The sequence below is a fragment of the Escherichia sp. MOD1-EC6162 genome, from assembly GCF_002965125.1.
Lineage (GTDB): Bacteria > Pseudomonadota > Gammaproteobacteria > Enterobacterales > Enterobacteriaceae > Escherichia > Escherichia marmotae.
On the sequence record NZ_PTSB01000006.1, the window covers coordinates 135,190 to 154,707 of the forward strand.

Below are 19,518 nucleotides of genomic sequence, written 5' to 3' on the forward strand. Positions count from 1 at the left end.
TTGTACATTTCGTGCGCTTTTTCATACACACAAAACCTTAAGAAAACCTTAAAAAGCCTTGTTTAGGTTTCGTTTAAGTTAAGCCCCCATACTGGAGACTGTCAGAAAATATTTCCAGGAGATGGCATGATTCGCTTATCTGAACAAAGTCCCCTGGGCACCGGAAGACATCGGAAATGTTACGCGCATCCGGAAGATGCCCAACGCTGTATCAAGATTGTCTACCACCGTGGCGACGGTGGCGATAAAGAGATCCGCCGCGAGTTAAAGTACTATGCGCACCTTGGTCGTCGTTTGAAAGACTGGAGCGGTATTCCACGCTATCACGGTACAGTTGAGACTGATTGCGGAACCGGTTATGTCTACGATGTCATTGCCGATTTTGATGGCAAGCCGTCTATTACATTGACCGAATTTGCTAAACAATGCCGTTACGAAGAAGATATCGCGCAACTGCGCCAGTTACTGAAACACCTGAAGCGTTATTTGCAGGATAATCGCATCGTGACGATGTCGCTGAAGCCGCAGAATATCCTCTGCCACCGTATCAGCGAGTCAGAAATTATTCCCGTCGTCTGTGACAACATTGGTGAAAGCACGTGGATTCCGCTGGCGACCTGGTCGAAGTGGTGTTGTCAACGTAAGCAAAAGCGATTGTGGCAACGTTTTATCGCGCAACCCGCGCTAGCTGTTGCGCTGCAGAAAGAGACGCTATCTTGTGAGAACAAGAAACTCTCACTCACTTCGCACGAAGCTTAATATAGTTGGTGTTGTCGCATAAACGACTCACCGCCTAATTGATGCATTTGCCGCAAAATCCACGCCTGACGGCTACGCACGTAGCCTGATGGTGCAGAGACTTTGAAACGGAGTGGGTTGGGTAATACTGCAGCCAGTAACGCCGCTTCCGACTGGGTGAGTTTGCTGGCAGGTTTATGGAAATAACGTTGCGCTGCGGCTTCAACACCAAATACCCCTTCACCAAATTCGGCTACATTCAGGTAAACCGTCAGGATACGCTTTTTGCTCCAGACCGTTTCTATCCCCAATGTTAACCCGGCTTCCAGCCCTTTTCGTACCCAACTACGCCCATCCCATAAAAAGAGATTTTTGGCTGTCTGCTGTGAAATTGTTGATGCGCCGCGAACGCGGTTTTCATTGCGTTCATTGTGCGCCAGCGCTTTCTCAATAGAAGCCACATCAAAGCCCCAATGGTCGGGGAATTTCTGATCTTCTGCGGCAATCACCGCCAGCCCCATCCACGGCGAGATTTGATCCAGACTAACCCAATCAGAATGCGCCACGTAACGAAAGTTACCATGCAACCAGGCACTCACCTGACGCTCAGCCATTACCGCCGAGAACGGAACTGGCGCTATGCTAAACAACGCGATGCCCCCACCCCAGAACACGGCAAGGGCAACCACTAACCGCAGAAGAAAACGGCGGACGAAACCGAACGCCGTTAAGCGGCTTTTACTCATTCAGCCAGAACCAGCACGCGGGAAACCAGCTTATCAATGCCGCTCGCCGCTTCCGCAATGTTCTGCGCCAGCATATACGCTGGTGTAGTGACAATCTTATTGTCTTCATCAACAACGATATCATCGACCGGGCACGGCACATGCTCTGCGCCCATCTCTTCCAGCACTTCTGCGGTATCGATATCTGTGCCAATGGTCAAACGCAGCGGGACATCGAAAATTTTAGGCAGCATCGCCGGGGCAATGCACATAAAGCCAAGCGGTTTACCTGCCTGATGCATCGCTTGCGCCAGCGCCTTTAATTCACGGTCAACGGTGCATTCACTGCCAAGGCTGGCAAAATTGCTTAAATTTTTCGCCGCACCAAAACCACCAGGCACAATCAACGCATCCAGTTCGGCGGCATCGGCCTGAGCCAGAGGACGGATCTCACCACGCGTTATACGTGCTGCTTCAATCAACACATTGCGCGTTTCCGCCATCGGCTCGCCAGTTAAATGGTTGATAACATCAACCTGCTGCTTATCCGGCGCAAAGCAGACCGCCTGCGCACCGTTGCGTGAAATTGCTAATAACGTCAAAACCGCTTCATGGATTTCAGAACCGTCATAGACACCGCACCCGCTCAGAACTACGCCAATTTTCTTCATTGTGATCATCCTTTCGCAACTGACTGAAACACATTAATCTTTTTAATAAGAATGCTACGCATCACACATTTAACTGATTCATGTAACAAATCATTTAAGATTTGCTATCTTAACTGCGTGCGGCCTGAAAAACAGTGCTGCGCCCTTGTAACTCATCATAATAATTTACGGCGCAGCCAAGATTTCCCTGGTGTTGGCGCAGTATTCGCGCACCCCGGTCTAGCCGGGGTCATTTTTTAGCAGCTTTCGCAACCCACGCTTTCAGTACTTCTACGTCGTGACGCCACTCTTCTTTCATCTCTTCAATCCATTCACCAACATTATCTTCCCACGCAGGAAGATCGGGAGACTGGATCTGCTGACCAAGCTGCTGCAGATGGCGTAACCCCACTGACCCCGCCGCACCTTTAATTTTGTGACCTTCCTCGACGATGCCTTTTTTATCTTGCGCCGTCAGATTCGATTCCAACACGCTCACATAACCCGGCATCATTTTCTCAAACACCGCTAACCCGTCAGTGATCAGCTTCGGCCCTACAAGTTCGAGATACTGTTCCAGCATAGGAATATCAAGCAATGCTTCCGATTTACCGCTCTCTTCTGTCGTCATCGTGCTTTCCTCATCATCCTGGGTATCCCAGAATTTCTTGATCATCGCAGTTAGCGCCGGCACAGAAAGCGGCTTACTCAGCACATCATCCATTCCGGCATTGAGGTACTCTTGTTTATCTTTCAGCACATTGGCAGTTAAAGCCACCAGCGGCGGTAAATCTTCGCGCGGATAACGCTTCGTCAGTTCACGAGAGATATCCAGCCCGGTCATATCCGGTAACTGAATATCCAGCAACACCAGGTCGTATTCGCCAGGTTTAAACATCTCCAGCGCCGCCTTACCGGTCATCGCTACGTCGACAGTATTGCCGAGCTTTTCCAGCACCGAGCGTGCAACAATAACGTTCAGTTCAATATCTTCTACCAGCAGCACATTCAGCGCCGGTAAAGGCATATCATCTTCGTCAAACGCATCATCCACTTCTTCCGCCACCGACGGTGCATGGATCGTCAAAGTAAAGGTTGAACCTTTCCCTTGTTCGCTGGTGACGGTGATATCCCCCCCCATATTTTTCGCCAGCCGACGAGAAACCGCCAGACCAATACCGGTGCCGGTGGCAGGTTTACCGCCGTGGCTGTCTTTCACCTGGTAATACATAGCAAAAATTTTATCCAGTTCATCCTGCGGAATACCGATGCCAGAATCTTCCACTTCAAAATGCAACATGCCCCCTTCGTCATAACGCACACGAACGGTCACTTGCCCCTTCTGAGTGAATTTGACGGCGTTACTGATTAAGTTCCACAGGATCTGGCGTAAACGTGTGCCGTCGGTAATGATCTGATGCGGCAACGGCAGCGTCGGTTCCAGAATAAAACGCAGCCCTTTTTGCTGTGCCTGTAATGCGGAGAGGTTTTCCAGATCGGCAAGAAAGCTGGTGAAATCAACCGGCTGGTTATCAAGTTGAACTTTACGCCGCTCCATCTTATCCATGTCGATAATATCGTTGAAGATATTCCCCAATGTGACGGCGGAAACATGGATAGTTTTGAGATATTTTTCCTGCTCAGCGGTGAGTTCCGTATCCAGCAAGATACGACTTAATCCAACGATACCGTTCAGCGGCGTACGCAACTCATGGCTGATTGTCGAGATAAAAGTAGTTTTGTCGCGGCTGGCGCGTTCGAGCGCATCCTGATAACGCTTACGCTCGGTAATGTCGCGACCAAAGCCCATCAAACCGTGGCGTTTACCTACACGGTCGTAGTACGGCACTTTACGGATTTCAAAGCAGGCTTTGCGCCCGTCCGGATAATCCAGCCACTGTTCATAGGTCAGCGACACATTATGACGGAACACTTTCTCATCGGTTTCAATGACTTTTGCTGCGGCTTCCGGCGAGTAAACATCAGCAGGCTTCAGATGCACCAGTTGTTTTTCACTTTTCCCGGTCAGCAGCTCCATCGCGCGATTACAGCCGGAAAACTCTTTATCTTCGTTACGATAAAAAACCAGGTCGGGTGAAGCATCAAGGAAGGAACGTAAGAATGAGGATTGCTGTTCGAGCTGAATCTGCGTCTCTTCGCGCTCTTTGATTTCAATTTTCAACTGACCGAAGGTTTCCTGCAATTCAGCTTCTGCTTTTTCACGAACGGCAATTTCCTGATTAAGCTGGGTAATATTATCTTTCAGTTGTACGTTGAGGCTCAGATCGCGCTCGCGCATCTCCTCCAGCTTTTGCACCAGCCGGGACAGACGTTGCCGTGATTCTTCCAGTTGCTCCACCACTACCGAAAGAAAGTAAACCGCCCACGGTGTAATCAACAAACCAAAGAAGATGGAACGGATAACATCAATACTTTCAACTTCACCATGCAGCACCATGGTCACCGCCATTTGAACCACAATAGCGAGCACCACCAGCGCCAGCGCCAGTAGCATTGAGAAGCGCACCAGACCTAACTTCATCATCAGGTCAACATAGTACTGCGCCAACAAACGAATTTGCTTCATTTAAGGAATTCCTTCACGACAACCTGCCACAATAATACCCAATTCTGACAGTTACGCTGAAAATTGTGTGAGAAATGCGGAATTCCCCAGATTAACTACGAGGAAGGTGGCATCCACGGGCGTCCCAACGCCGATCCCTGCACGCCGTGTTCAGTAAGATAGCGATCCAGCTCGACCATTCCCGTCCAGCGATTTTCACACCACAGTGGGGCAAGTAGCGTCGGGCGACGGGCGCTGGCGGAAATACGATGATAGATAACTTCCGGTGGTGTATGGCGGATCATTTCTCCCGCTGTCAGCGTGTAATCGTCCAGTTCAATACCGTTCAAACGCCCCGCTTCCCATGCTTTCGCCATAATGCTGCCTTTCACGATATGCAGCGGATGCAGTTTTATGCCGTCAACACCGGTTTCCACCACCTGCTCCAGCGTTTGCAGACATTCAGTGCGTCCTTCACCCGGCAGGCCGACAATTAAGTGCGAGCACACTTTCAGCCCGCGTTCACGTGCCCGTTGCGTCGTGCGTTGATAACAGGCGAAATCATGGCCACGGTTAATACGGTGTAGCGTTTTGTCATGAGCGGTTTGCAGTCCCAGTTCCAGCCACACTTCATAACCCTGATCTTTATATTCGCAAAGCAGATCCAGCACAGCATCCGGTACGCAGTCCGGGCGGGTGCCAACACACAAACCGACAATATTGGCCTGACTCACCGCCTGCTGATACATAGAGCGCAGTACCTGAACTTCCGCAAAGGTGCTGGTATAAGCCTGAAAGTAAGCCAGATAGCGTTTCGCGCGATTAACTAAATTTGCCTGATGCGCCAGTTGTTCGGCAATAGAACGATGTTGCTGTTCTTCGTCGGCAAACGAGGCAACATTACAGAATGTGCAGCCACCGCGTCCGATGGTGCCATCACGATTCGGGCAGCTAAAACCACCGTGCAGCGTCAGTTTATGCACCTTTTGCCCGTAACGACGGGTAAGATCTCCACCAAACATATTGACTAATTTCTGTAACTGCATAATCTGATAGACCGCGCCTTGAAAAGAGGCCAAAGCCTGCCATTTTTAGCTCAATTCCGCGATGACCTGGATCAATCGCCCTGGCCTGCCTTTACCAACTGCATATTCAATCACAATTACTGAAATTTAATGCAATATCGTATTAATTACTTTTCCTTATCTTGCGTCGGATTTTTTTATCCGCTAATGGATTTTAAACAAAAACAGTAGTATGAAACGCCTTTATCTCTCAATGCAGTATAAAATGCTGGTTTAAGCGTCAGTTCAAGGCAGGATAAGGGTTAACACGCCTCTATAGTAGTCAGGAACTCAACGTTTTCCTTTTTCCCCCCACTTTAATTCAAAATAAGATATTTCATTTAATTTCAATAAATTAATGAATATTTTTGCGCTAAAGCACATTTCTATACCAATAAGCTTGCCATTTGACCTGTGTCGCCTTTACCGATAAGTTGGAAATCCGCTGGAAGCTTTCTGGATGAGCAGCCTGCTCATCATATTTATGCAGTAATTGAGATCCCCTCTTCACCGTATTAACCGATGCGAAAAGGACAAAAAAAGGGGGCGAATGCGAGGTAAGCGTATGAAACGCAAACCCCGTCGCCACGCTCTTTCTGTGCCCGTGCGTTACGGTTCGGAAGTGGGGTTCCCGCAGAGCCTGGGGGAGGTTCACGATATGTTGTACGATAAATCCCTTGAGAGGGACAACTGTGGTTTCGGCCTGATCGCCCACATAGAAGGCGAACCTAGCCACAAGGTAGTGCGTACGGCAATACACGCACTGGCCCGCATGCAGCACCGTGGCGCGATTCTCGCTGATGGTAAAACCGGCGACGGTTGCGGCTTGCTGTTACAAAAACCGGATCGCTTTTTTCGCATCGTTGCGCAAGAACGCGGCTGGCGTTTAGCGAAAAACTACGCCGTCGGGATGATCTTTCTGAATAAAGATCCCGAACTCGCCGCTGCCGCACGCCGCATCGTTGAAGAAGAGCTGCAACGCGAAACATTGTCGATTGTGGGCTGGCGTGATGTCCCCACCAACGAAGGCGTACTGGGTGAAATTGCCCTCTCCTCTCTGCCACGCATTGAGCAAATTTTCGTTAACGCTCCGGCTGGCTGGCGTCCGCGCGATATGGAACGCCGTCTGTTTATCGCCCGTCGCCGCATTGAGAAACGTCTCGAATCCGATAAAGACTTCTACATCTGTAGCCTGTCGAATCTGGTCAACATCTATAAAGGTCTGTGTATGCCGGCGGATTTGCCGCGCTTTTACCTGGATCTTGCGGATCTGCGTCTGGAATCAGCTATCTGCCTGTTCCATCAACGCTTCTCCACCAACACCGTGCCGCGCTGGCCACTGGCGCAGCCATTCCGTTACCTCGCACATAACGGTGAAATCAACACCATCACCGGTAACCGTCAGTGGGCGCGTGCCCGTACTTATAAATTCCAGACGCCGCTAATCCCCGATTTACACGACGCAGCACCGTTTGTGAACGAAACCGGCTCCGACTCCAGCTCGATGGATAACATGCTGGAACTGCTGCTGGCGGGCGGGATGGATATCATCCGCGCCATGCGTCTGTTAGTGCCACCTGCCTGGCAGAACAACCCGGATATGGACCCGGAACTGCGCGCGTTCTTCGACTTTAACTCCATGCATATGGAGCCGTGGGATGGCCCGGCGGGCATCGTGATGTCCGACGGTCGTTTCGCCGCCTGTAACCTCGACCGTAACGGTCTGCGTCCGGCACGCTACGTCATCACCAAAGATAAGTTGATCACCTGCGCCTCTGAAGTCGGCATCTGGGATTATCAGCCTGATGAAGTGGTGGAAAAAGGCCGCGTCGGGCCAGGTGAGCTGATGGTGATCGACACTCGCAGTGGGCGTATTCTGCACTCGGCGGAAACCGATGATGACCTGAAAAGCCGCCATCCGTACAAAGAGTGGATGGCGAAAAACGTCCGCCGTCTGGTGCCGTTTGAAGACTTGCCTGATGAAGAAGTGGGGAGTCGCGAACTGGACGACGACACGCTTGCCAGCTACCAGAAACAGTTTAACTACAGCGCGGAAGAGTTGGATTCCGTGATCCGCGTACTGGGCGAAAACGGCCAGGAAGCCGTCGGTTCGATGGGCGACGACACCCCATTCGCCGTGCTCTCCAGCCAGCCGCGTATTATTTACGACTACTTCCGTCAGCAATTTGCCCAGGTGACTAACCCGCCAATCGACCCCCTGCGTGAAGCGCATGTCATGTCGCTCGCCACCAGCATCGGTCGTGAAATGAACGTCTTCTGCGAAGCAGAAGGCCAGGCGCACCGCTTAAGCTTTAAATCGCCAATTCTGCTCTACTCCGATTTCAAACAGCTCACGACCATGAAAGAGGAGCACTATCGCGCAGATACGCTGGATATCACCTTTGACGTTAGCAAAACCACGCTTGAAGCGACGGTTAAAGAGCTGTGCGATAAAGCCGAAAAAATGGTACGTAGCGGCACCGTGCTACTGGTACTTTCAGACCGAAATATCGGTAAAGATCGCCTGCCGGTTCCGGCTCCGATGGCGGTTGGCGCGATCCAGACCCGTCTGGTCGATCAAAGCCTGCGTTGCGATGCCAACATCATCGTCGAAACCGCCAGCGCCCGCGATCCGCACCACTTCGCTGTGCTGCTGGGCTTCGGTGCAACCGCCATTTATCCGTACCTTGCCTATGAAACGCTGGGACGCTTAATCGACACCCATGCGATTGCCAAAGACTATCGTACCGTGATGCTGAACTACCGTAACGGCATCAACAAAGGCTTGTACAAAATCATGTCCAAAATGGGCATCTCCACCATCGCCTCTTACCGCTGCTCGAAACTGTTCGAAGCAGTCGGTCTGCACGATGACGTGGTGAGCCTGTGCTTCCAGGGCGCAGTCAGCCGCATTGGCGGCGCGAGCTTTGAAGATTTCCAGCAGGATCTGCTGAATCTTTCAAAACGTGCCTGGCTGGCGCGTAAACCCATCAGCCAGGGCGGCTTGTTAAAATACGTGCATGGCGGCGAATACCACGCCTACAACCCGGACGTCGTGCGCACACTGCAACAGGCAGTTCAGAGTGGCGAGTACAGCGACTATCAGGAATACGCGAAGCTGGTTAACGAGCGTCCGGCAACGACACTGCGCGATCTGCTGGCGATTACTCCGGGTGATGATGCGGTCAACATTGCTGATGTTGAACCAGTCAGTGAACTGTTTAAACGCTTCGATACCGCAGCGATGTCTATCGGCGCATTAAGCCCGGAAGCCCACGAAGCGCTGGCGGAAGCGATGAACAGCATCGGCGGTAACTCTAACTCCGGGGAAGGCGGTGAAGATCCGGCGCGTTACGGCACCAATAAAGTCTCACGTATCAAACAAGTCGCTTCTGGCCGCTTCGGCGTAACCCCGGCGTATCTGGTTAACGCCGACGTGATTCAGATTAAAGTCGCTCAGGGCGCGAAACCGGGCGAAGGTGGTCAGTTACCTGGCGATAAAGTCACGCCGTATATCGCCAAACTGCGCTACTCCGTGCCGGGCGTAACGCTGATCTCCCCGCCGCCGCACCACGATATCTACTCTATCGAGGATTTAGCGCAGCTTATTTTCGACCTGAAACAGGTTAACCCGAAAGCGATGATCTCCGTCAAACTGGTTTCTGAACCAGGCGTCGGAACTATCGCAACTGGCGTTGCGAAAGCGTATGCCGATTTAATCACCATCGCGGGCTATGACGGCGGCACCGGCGCAAGCCCGCTCTCCTCGGTGAAATACGCAGGCTGCCCGTGGGAGCTGGGTCTGGTGGAAACTCAGCAGGCACTGGTGGCTAACGGCCTGCGCCATAAAATTCGTTTGCAGGTTGATGGCGGCCTGAAAACAGGCGTTGATATCATCAAAGCGGCAATTCTCGGCGCGGAAAGCTTTGGCTTTGGCACCGGTCCGATGGTGGCGCTGGGTTGTAAATACCTGCGTATTTGCCACCTGAACAACTGCGCCACCGGCGTAGCAACTCAGGACGAAAAACTGCGTAAGAATCACTATCACGGCTTACCGTTCAAAGTGACTAACTACTTTGAGTTTATCGCCCGTGAAACCCGCGAGCTGATGGCGCAACTGGGTGTAACACGTCTGGTCGATCTGATTGGTCGTACCGACCTGCTCAAAGAGCTGGATGGTTTCACAGCAAAACAACAGAAACTGGAGCTGTCTCGCCTGCTGGAGACCGCCGAGCCACATCCGGGTAAAGCGCTCTATTGCACTGAGAAAAACCCACCGTTTGATAACGGCATACTCAACGCGCAGTTGCTGCAACAGGCGAAACCGTTTGTCGATGAGCGCCAGAGCAAAACCTTCTGGTTCGATATTCGCAACACCGACCGTTCCGTGGGCGCATCACTCTCTGGCTACATCGCGCAAACACACGGCGATCAGGGGCTGGCAGCCGATCCTATCAAAGCGTACTTCAACGGCACCGCGGGTCAGAGCTTCGGCGTGTGGAACGCAGGCGGCGTGGAGCTGTATCTGACTGGCGATGCTAACGACTATGTTGGTAAAGGCATGGCAGGCGGCTTAATCGCCATTCGTCCACCCGTGGGTTCGGCCTTCCGCAGCCATGAGGCGAGCATTATCGGCAACACCTGCCTGTATGGCGCGACCGGTGGTCGTCTGTATGCCGCAGGCCGTGCAGGAGAACGTTTCGGTGTGCGTAACTCTGGTGCTATCACTGTGGTAGAAGGCATTGGCGACAACGGTTGTGAATATATGACCGGCGGTATCGTCTGTATTCTGGGTAAAACCGGCGTTAACTTTGGCGCAGGCATGACCGGGGGCTTCGCTTACGTTCTCGACGAAAGTGATGATTTCCGCAAACGCGTTAACCCGGAACTGGTGGAAGTGTTAAGCGTTGACTCCCTGGCGATCCATGAAGAGCATCTGCGTGGTCTTATCACCGAGCATGTGCAACACACCGGTTCCCAGCGTGGTGAAGAGATCCTGGCTAACTGGTCAACCTTCGCCAGCAAATTCGCGCTGGTTAAACCGAAGTCCAGTGATGTAAAAGCACTGCTGGGTCACCGTAGTCGTAGTGCAGCAGAGTTGCGCGTGCAGGCGCAGTAAGGGGTAGCAACAATGAGTCAGAATGTTTATCAATTTATCGACCTGCAGCGCGTTGATCCGCCAAAGAAACCGCTGAAGATCCGCAAAATTGAGTTCGTCGAAATTTACGAGCCGTTTTCCGAAGGCCAGGCCAAAGCGCAGGCTGACCGCTGCCTGTCGTGTGGCAACCCATACTGCGAATGGAAATGCCCGGTACACAACTACATCCCGAACTGGCTGAAGCTCGCCAACGAGGGGCGGATTTTTGAAGCGGCAGAACTGTCGCATCAAACTAATACCCTGCCGGAAGTGTGTGGACGCGTCTGCCCACAGGATCGCCTGTGCGAAGGCTCCTGCACCCTGAATGATGAATTTGGCGCGGTGACCATCGGTAACATTGAACGCTATATCAATGATAAAGCGTTCGAAATGGGCTGGCGTCCGGATATGTCTGGCGTAAAACAGACCGGTAAAAAAGTGGCGATTATCGGCGCAGGTCCGGCGGGGCTGGCGTGTGCGGATGTGTTAACGCGCAACGGTGTGAAAGCTGTCGTCTTCGACCGTCATCCGGAAATCGGCGGTCTGCTGACCTTTGGCATTCCGGCCTTCAAGCTGGAAAAAGAGGTGATGACGCGCCGCCGTGAAATCTTCACCGGCATGGGCATTGAGTTCCAACTCAATACCGAAGTGGGTCGTGACGTACAACTGGACGATCTACTGAACGATTACGATGCAGTGTTCCTCGGTGTCGGGACCTATCAGTCAATGCGCGGTGGACTGGAAAACGAAGACGCCGACGGCGTGTACGCGGCGCTACCGTTCCTCATCGCCAACACCAAACAGTTAATGGGTTTTGGCGAAACCAACGAAGAACCGTTCGTCAGCATGGAAGGCAAACGCGTAGTGGTACTTGGCGGCGGCGACACCGCGATGGACTGCGTGCGCACTTCCGTGCGCCAGGGAGCGAAGCACGTCACCTGTGCCTATCGTCGTGATGAAGAGAACATGCCGGGTTCCCGTCGCGAAGTGAAAAACGCGCGGGAAGAAGGTGTGGAGTTCAAATTCAACGTCCAGCCGCTGGGTATTGAAGTGAATGGCAACGGCAAAGTCAGCGGCGTGAAAATGGTGCGTACCGAAATGGGCGAACCCGATGCTAAAGGCCGTCGCCGCGCGGAGATTGTCGCAGGCTCTGAACATATCATTCCGGCAGATGCGGTGATCATGGCGTTTGGTTTCCGTCCACACAGCATGGAATGGCTGGCACAACACAGCGTCGAACTGGATCCCCAGGGCCGCATTATCGCTCCAGAGCGAAGCGACAACGCCTTCCAGACCAGCAACCCGAAAATCTTCGCCGGTGGTGACATTGTGCGAGGTTCAGACCTAGTGGTAACGGCAATTGCCGAAGGCCGCAAAGCTGCTGACGGGATCATGAACTGGCTGGAAGTATAACAAAAACCTCTCACGGCTCTATCATCATCCGTTTTATCTGGCCGGTGATAGGGCTGAAGCCCTCCCCCGAAACATCTCTCTCCTGAAAATTACACTCTGTGTCTGAAAGTATTCCCCCCCCTGACAATAAATTTGAATATCTCACTTAATAAATGGAGTCGTAATAAATACAGTTGTAAAAAATCATTAATTAAACCTAATTAAAAAACATTATTATTGATAAAACAATTCACAGCGTGAATGTTATTCTCATTAATTTTTAATAAAATATTAATGCCAACATATTCAAAGTAGAAATAAATAGTATAGATTACATTAAAATGCAAAATAGCCGTTCGGTTTTTAAGCGAAAAAAGCATCTATCTCCCAACAATTAAGAATACCCTTACGACAAATTAAATTCACAACATGAATAACATATATTAAATCATTAATCAGGTACTAATCTGATAATCAACCACAAAAAAAGATTTACCATAATATTAAATAACGCCGTAGACTTTCCGCATTAATATTTACCTCGGGTAAATTATTTATGCGTGGGTTATTCAACAAAAAAGTCAGCAAACAATATTTTATTTAGACCCAAATACAAGAATAAATAATATATTTATTAATAGCCCCTATAAAAATTTAAAGCGCAAGCACGGCTCTCACGTTAACTGTTAACGGAAAACAGTGCTTATTCACATTTAAATTTAAGGACAAATAATGAAAAAGTTAGTAAAAGCTGCACTGGCAACGGCGATGGTTATGGGATTTTCATCTTATGCAAATGCGGTGGGCAGCAATACCGGCACAGTCAATTTTATCGGTACGATTGAAGACTCTCCGTGCTCCATTGTGGTGGGTGACGAACATCAGACCGTTAACCTCGGCCATATCGGTACAGGTTCTCTGACTGGTGGCAAATCCTCCACGGCTGTGCCGTTCAAAATCCGTATGGAACACTGCGTATTCACCACTGAAACCAAAATGTCCACGGTGTTCAGCGCAGCAGGTAACGAATCAACTGCCAACCCGGGCAACCTGGCTCTGATGGGGGCCAGCGGTGAAATGAAAGGGGCCAGCATTGTTATCGGAACCAGCAAAGGTGCAGCACTCAAACTGGGTACTGCGTCAGAAACCAAACTGCAGATGGATGGAAACACTCCAGCCAAAGGCCTGCCTAACCAGGAAGTCGATTTCAGCGCATGGGTGAAAGGCGACGCAACTGGCACAATTGATATTGGCGAATTCAATAGCCAGGTTAATTTCCAGATTAGCTACCTGTAATTTACCCGCTGTAATAAGTGCAATGCCCTGAACAAGGAATGTCAGGGCATTAATAAAAATTAAAAACACTCATTATTGTTATTATCAGGACGGTTTATCTGATGCAACACCATGCCCCTTTCCGCTTACGAATATTAAGTCTGGCAATCATGATGACGCTGACCGGTCTCTCCGGGAAAAGCAATGCAGAAGAGGCTGTTGAATTTAATACCCAATTTCTTGACGTAAAAGGTGGGACAAAAATTGATTTAGGGAAATTTTCCCATAAAGGTTATGTCCTTCCGGGAAATTACAACTTGCAGGTTGTCGTAAATAAATATCCTCTGGCAGAGGAGAATGACATTCATTGGTATCCTAAAGAGGATGACCCGAGTAACAGCTACCCTTGTCTTTCTCCCGATGTCATATCAAAGCTGGGACTAAAACCAGAATTAGTCGAAACATTACAATGGATTAAAGACGGCCAATGCCTGCAACCGGGCCAGATTGAAGGCATGGTAATACAGGCAAATTTAAGTCAGTCCCAGCTTGAGGTGACGATCCCCCAGGCCTGGCTGGAATATACCGACGCAGAATGGGATCCGCCCTCGCGCTGGGATGAAGGTATTCCCGGGTTGATATTCGATTACAACATGAATGCTCAGGTTCGCCATCAGCAGAATGATGGCGTCGATGAACATGACATCACGGCGAATGGTACTGTTGGCGGTAACCTGGGCGCATGGCGCTTACGTGCTGACTGGCAGGCCAGTTATCTGAATACCAGCGACAGTGAAGGGCAAGATCTGCGTGACTGGGAATGGAGCCGCTATTACGCATGGCGTGCATTACCCGGCCTTGGAGCAAAACTGACGCTCGGTGAAGACGCTCTTGCCTCGAATATCTTCGACACCTTTAACTACCTCGGTGCCAGCGTACAAACCGATGATCAAATGCTTCCGCCAAACCTGCGTGGCTATGCACCGGACATCTCTGGCGTCGCGCGTACCAATGCGAAAGTCACCGTAACGCAGCAAGGTCGCGTTATTTATGAGTCACAGGTTCCTGCTGGCCCGTTCCATATTCAGGATATCAACGAAGCGGTATCCGGCGATTTACATGTCCGCATTGAAGAGCAAAGCGGCCAGGTGCAGGAATATGACGTCAGTACCGCCTCCATTCCCTTTTTAACCCGCCAGGGCATGGTGCGTTACAAAGGCACGGTGGGGCGTCCACAGGACTGGAACCATCACGCTGAAGGTAACGCGTTTGCCGCTGGTGAAGCATCATGGGGCTTTGCCAATAGCTGGTCGCTGTACGGCGGTGCTGTGGGTGAAGAACATTATCAGGCCGTCGCCATTGGTATCGGCCGCGATATGGCGGTACTGGGAGCGCTCGCCCTTGACGTCACCCATTCACGAACTCAACTCCCGGAAGCGGGCGAATATGGACACGGTACTCTCCAGGGGAACTCCTATCGCATCAGCTACGCCAAAGATTTTGATCAGTTAAACAGCCGCTTTACCTTTGCCGGTTATCGGTTTTCCGAAGAAAACTACATGACGATGAGCGAATATCTCGATGCGCTGCATGATGACAACGTCCGTGCAGGCCACGATAAAGAGATGTACACCGTCAGCTATAGCCAGAATTTTAGCGACCCCGCGCTCAACGTTTACCTGACCTGGAACCGCCGGACATATTGGGACAGAGGAGACCAGAACAACTACAACCTCATGGTCTCTCACTATTTTGACATCGGTTCAATGAAGAATATGAGCCTCTCTCTGACCGCTTATCGCAGTGAATATGACAATGAATCCGACGATGGTGTCTATGTTTCACTGATGATCCCCTGGGGCAACGATAAGTCCATCAGCTACAACGGCATGTTTAGCGACGACGACAATTCCAGCCAGGTCAGTTATTACCAGCGCCTGAACGATCGCAGCAACTATCAATTAAGTCTGGGCCAGTCCGGCAATAACACCCGGGCTGAAGGGTTCTACAGCCATGAAGGGAGTTATGCGGACGTGGACGTCAGCGCAAACTATCAGGAAGGCGATTACACCTCTGCGGGTCTGACGATGCGTGGCGGCGCAACGTTAACCGCAAAAGGTGGGGCATTGCACCGCACGAATCTCTCTGGCGGCAGCCGTATTCTGGTCGATACCGGCGGCGTCGCTGATGTCCCCATCGGCGGTTACAACTCTCCGGTCTATTCCAATAGGTTCGGTAAGGCCGTTCTGACGGACGTCAATGACTATTACCGCAACCAAATTCGCATTGATATCAATCAATTGCCTGAAAATGCCGAGGCAACGCAGTCCACTGTGCAGGCCACACTTACCGAAGGTGCGATTGGCTATCGCGAATTTGGCGTCATCAGCGGTGAAAAAGCGATGGCCGTTCTGCGCATGGAAAATGGCGACTATCCCCCCTTTGGCGCGGAAGTTAAAAACAGCCACCAGCAGCAAATCGGGTTGGTTGATGACGACGGGCATGTCTATCTCGCTGGCGTAAAAGCGGGTGAAAACTTACAGGTTTACTGGTCAGGCGAAAAACAGTGTGACGTCTCATTGCCCGACCCGTTACCGAAAAACCTATTTAGTGGTTTGTTATTGCCGTGTCAGTTAGCCAACCCGGATAAACCGCGCCCTGCTATGGAGATAAAACCGATTATCCAGGAGCAGACACAGCGCATTACGCCATCGGCTAAACCAGAAGCATTATCAGACAACGCCTATTAATTATTCAGGAACAGGGAACATGGTAAATAACAACATTTACGCACCAGGGATGTGGAAGACGAATATTTCTTGTCTGAGCGCAATTCTCTTTTTTACCTCCTGCGCGCAGGCCGCCATTGCGCCAGACCGCACGCGTCTGGTTTATAAAGGCGGCGAGAAATCGATCAGCGTGACGCTCAAAAATGACAGCCAAACCCTGCCCTATTTAGCGCAGACGTGGGTTGAAAACGAAAAAGGCGAGAAAATCACCTCGCCACTGGCTGTTCTGCCGCCCGTGCAGCGTATAGAGGCGAAAACGGAAGGTCAGGTCAAAGTGCAGGGGATGCCTGACATTAGCACCTTAGCGCAGGATAAAGAGACGCTGTTTTACTTTAATGTGCGAGAAATTCCGCCGAAAAGCGATAAACCCAATTCGCTGCAAATTGCGCTGCAAACGCGGATCAAACTGTTCTATCGCCCCGCCGCGCTGGCCAAAAAGGTCGATCCTGAGCATCCCTGGCAACATCAGGTCACTCTGAGTCGCCAGGGAGATCATTACCTGGTCAAAAACCCAACCAGTTATTACGTCATTATCAGCTCCGCCAGCACACAGAAAGGCGGTCAGCCCATCACAGGCTTTGAACCGCTGGTGATGCCTCCTGCAACCAGCCAGGAGATGAAAGGCCGTGCGTCCGATCTGGGAAGCGCGCCGGTACTGACGTATGTCAACGACTACGGTGGACGACTGCCTCTCTATTTCCAGTGCAGCGGCGCAGAGTGCCATGTCGATGACGCCAGAAGCAGTAAAGGATAATTCGGAGGCTTAATGAGAAGGCGAAGCAGTGCCCCACTTTCACTGTCATTGAGCGCTCTGATGTTACTGAGTGCATCGGTATATGCAGGGAATAAAAGCGTAAAAATGACGTTACGTATCGCCGTCGACGCGCCGCCACCTTGCACCGTCACCGGCGGAACGGTGAACTTTAACGATGTGCTCACGACCAAAATCGACGGCACAAACTATACCCAAACGGTGGGTTACAGCCTGAATTGCGATAAGCGAATTGCGAATGCACTGAAAATGCAGTTGCAGGGTACGGTTGTCACCATCAACGGCGAGTCCGTACTGAAAACGAATGTGGATGGGCTGGGAATACGGGTCCGTACGGTGAATGAACATACCCTCCTCGAGCCAGGGAGCACATCCTGGTTCCATTTTAATTTTTCAGGCAGCGGCCCGGCGCTGGAAGCAACGCCAGTAAAAAATTCAGCGACAACGCTCAGTTCAGGCGACTTTACCGCAGGGGCGACACTGGTGGTGGATTATCAATGAAAACAATCGGATGCGCGATACTTTTAGCCGCATGCAGCCTGTGTCATGCCGATAATCTGACCTTTATTGGCCACCTGGTGACACCGCCTGTTTGCACCATCAGCAACAACGCCAGAATAGACGTCAATTTCCGTGATGTGATCATCACACGAATCGATGGCAACAATTACAGGCAGCCGCTGGAGTACAAAATTACCTGCGACTCAAGCGTCCGCGATAATTCGATGGCAATGACCCTGACGCTAACAGGAGATGTCGTGGACTTTGACGACGCCGCCATCAAAACCAATACCGACGGATTAGGGATCAAAATCTGGGAAAACAATCAGCCCTTTAAGCCCGGCAGCACCATTACTGTCGATGAGGCAAATTTGCCCGTTCTGGAAGCTGTCCCCGTAAAAAGCGTCAGCGCGAACCTCAGCGAACAGAACTTCGAGGCCTGGGCGACGCTACGCGTGGATTACCAATAACAGCAGGGAGCGAAATGATGAAACGAATAGTATCGATGCTGTCGCTGTGCGGGATGTTAGCGGCGTCGGCTCATGCGGCGAACAACGTCCACTTCACGGGTAACCTGCTGGCGGGTTCCTGTTCGCCGGTCATTGTCGGAACCACGATGGAAGAAATCATCTTTCCGCCCGCAGATGCAGCAGATTTACAGGCCAGCGGGCAGTCGGCGCGCGTGCCGGTGACGCTGAAACTGGCGAACTGTGAAAGCTCGCTACAAAACGTCAAGGTGACATTTTCCGGCACTGAAGACCCGCTGTTGGCGACGGGTTTCCTCGCGCTCGCCTCGGGCTCACGCGCCAGCGGGGTCGGTATTGGAATTGAAACAAGTAACGGAACCACCGTACCGATTAATAGCACTGCAGGGGTGACATTCCCGCTTACCGCCCCGAATACCACGCTCAATTTCAATGCCTGGCTTCAGGTTGAACCGGGCGTCACGATTGTACCAGGCGAGTTCTCCGCCAGTATGACCGCCACTTTTGAGTATTTCTGATATGAAAAAATTATCTTCGTTTTTACTCTTTTTGTTATTAGCGATTGGATTCGCGAATAGCTGTTTTGCTAAACCTAACCTCAAAGTCAAATTCAACACCCAAAAGCTATATTACGCCATGGATGACAGCAGCATTATCCGCCTGGAGCTCCATGTAAATATCCTGACGCCAAATGGCCTGTTTACAGGTACGATAAACAAAGCCCTGTTTCAAGGTTTGCCCTATCACCTGGACACCTGGAGCCTCGCCAATGGCCCTGGGCCTCTTCCACCGAATCCTACGATTACCATAACTGATTTTGATAATAGCAACGTCGATCAAGATCTTTGTGGCCCGATGCCGGATGGGTGGAACTGTGCCTGGTATGAACTTGAAGTGGAGACTGGTACAGACTCTTACGGCTGCCCATGGCTAGCCAATATCTGGGCGACATCAACAGGCGTACACGGTATCTATAACGGCCCTGTCTCCCATGGTTCCATCTGCCCCACCGTTCCCGTGGCGTCATTTGATATTTCCTGGAGTAAAGATCGCGTCCAGAATGACATGTTACTCAACATCGCCTCAACGGGGGGTGTCGTTCATGCCAACCTGCCGACCTATCTGATGGAAAGCGGCAAATTGTGTGACGGTAGTCTGAATGATACGCGTGGCAGCTACTGTCGCTATGTCAGCCAAATGACCCAACTCACAAGCCAGGGATGTACAAACGTCGAGGGTGGCAACAGTAACGTCACGGCGGTCGTCGCTGACAGTTCGCCGTACGACCAAACGCTGAGTAACATTGCGGTTGAAGTCAATACGGCGGGTACGGGGCAATTTACGACCGAGTGCTATTTCCAGTATCTGATGGAAGAGTTGTAGGCCGGGAATGTCGGGGTGTGATCGCGCTCCGCCCAAACCTG

14 protein-coding genes are annotated in these 19,518 nt (G+C 51.2%); 10 read left to right on the forward strand and 4 right to left on the reverse strand.

Annotated elements, in window-relative coordinates; all coding sequences use genetic code 11:
- Positions 1 to 126: 126 nt before the first annotated feature.
- Entirely contained in the window at positions 127 to 759 is a 633-nt protein-coding gene (gene yrbL / locus A9587_RS07425) for a PhoP regulatory network protein YrbL (protein WP_001517167.1), read from the forward strand.
- Here yrbL and mtgA read toward each other — a convergent pair.
- From mtgA to A9587_RS07445, 4 genes are all read right to left on the reverse strand, one after another.
- Positions 756 to 1,484 carry a monofunctional biosynthetic peptidoglycan transglycosylase gene (gene mtgA, locus A9587_RS07430; RefSeq protein WP_000047056.1) on the reverse strand — a complete coding sequence of 243 codons (729 nt, stop codon included), beginning with the start codon at positions 1,482 to 1,484 and terminating at the stop codon, positions 756 to 758. The two genes, yrbL and mtgA, sit on opposite strands and share 4 nt — an antisense overlap.
- The gene (gene elbB, locus A9587_RS07435; RefSeq protein ID WP_105263586.1) at positions 1,481 to 2,134 is read right to left on the reverse strand and encodes an isoprenoid biosynthesis glyoxalase ElbB; all 654 of its coding nucleotides are present in this window, start codon (positions 2,132 to 2,134) and stop codon (positions 1,481 to 1,483) included. The genes mtgA and elbB overlap by 4 nt, the downstream gene beginning before the upstream one ends.
- Before the next feature lie 229 nt (positions 2,135 to 2,363).
- Positions 2,364 to 4,700, reverse strand: a complete 2,337-nt coding sequence (gene arcB / locus A9587_RS07440; RefSeq protein WP_000809746.1) for an aerobic respiration two-component sensor histidine kinase ArcB — start codon at positions 4,698 to 4,700, stop codon at positions 2,364 to 2,366.
- Between the two features lie 95 nt (positions 4,701 to 4,795).
- Positions 4,796 to 5,725: a TIGR01212 family radical SAM protein gene (locus A9587_RS07445; protein ID WP_001517170.1), complete on the reverse strand. Its 930-nt coding sequence runs from the start codon at positions 5,723 to 5,725 to the stop codon at positions 4,796 to 4,798.
- A gap of 676 nt (positions 5,726 to 6,401) precedes the next feature.
- Here A9587_RS07445 and gltB point away from each other — a divergent pair.
- The 9 genes from gltB to A9587_RS07495 all read left to right on the forward strand — a co-directional run bounded on the left by gltB (position 6,402) and on the right by A9587_RS07495 (position 19,477).
- Positions 6,402 to 10,862, forward strand: a complete 4,461-nt coding sequence (gene gltB / locus A9587_RS07455) for a glutamate synthase large subunit (protein WP_105263587.1) — start codon at positions 6,402 to 6,404, stop codon at positions 10,860 to 10,862.
- 12 nt (positions 10,863 to 10,874) lie between these two features.
- Positions 10,875 to 12,293, forward strand: coding sequence for a glutamate synthase subunit GltD (gene gltD / locus A9587_RS07460; RefSeq protein ID WP_000081688.1), 1,419 nt, complete (start codon positions 10,875 to 10,877; stop codon positions 12,291 to 12,293).
- 711 nt (positions 12,294 to 13,004) lie between these two features.
- Positions 13,005 to 13,568, forward strand: coding sequence for a fimbrial protein (locus A9587_RS07465; protein ID WP_105263588.1), 564 nt, complete (start codon positions 13,005 to 13,007; stop codon positions 13,566 to 13,568).
- Between the two features lie 101 nt (positions 13,569 to 13,669).
- Entirely contained in the window at positions 13,670 to 16,297 is a 2,628-nt protein-coding gene (locus tag A9587_RS07470; RefSeq protein WP_105263589.1) for an outer membrane usher protein, read from the forward strand.
- Positions 16,298 to 16,346: 49 nt separating this feature from the next.
- A complete protein-coding gene (locus A9587_RS07475; protein ID WP_029329883.1) occupies positions 16,347 to 17,090 on the forward strand; it encodes a fimbria/pilus periplasmic chaperone in 744 nt (247 codons plus the stop codon).
- Positions 17,091 to 17,102: 12 nt separating this feature from the next.
- The gene (locus A9587_RS07480) at positions 17,103 to 17,609 is read left to right on the forward strand and encodes a fimbrial protein (protein WP_085449318.1); all 507 of its coding nucleotides are present in this window, start codon (positions 17,103 to 17,105) and stop codon (positions 17,607 to 17,609) included.
- Positions 17,606 to 18,079, forward strand: a complete 474-nt coding sequence (locus A9587_RS07485; protein ID WP_105263590.1) for a fimbrial protein — start codon at positions 17,606 to 17,608, stop codon at positions 18,077 to 18,079. Before A9587_RS07480 ends, A9587_RS07485 begins: the two co-directional genes overlap by 4 nt.
- 17 nt (positions 18,080 to 18,096) lie before the next feature.
- Positions 18,097 to 18,612, forward strand: a complete 516-nt coding sequence (locus tag A9587_RS07490; RefSeq protein ID WP_105263594.1) for a fimbrial protein — start codon at positions 18,097 to 18,099, stop codon at positions 18,610 to 18,612.
- Position 18,613: 1 nt separating this feature from the next.
- Positions 18,614 to 19,477, forward strand: coding sequence for a StfH/YfcO family fimbrial adhesin (locus A9587_RS07495; RefSeq protein ID WP_105263595.1), 864 nt, complete (start codon positions 18,614 to 18,616; stop codon positions 19,475 to 19,477).
- Positions 19,478 to 19,518: the final 41 nt, after the last annotated feature.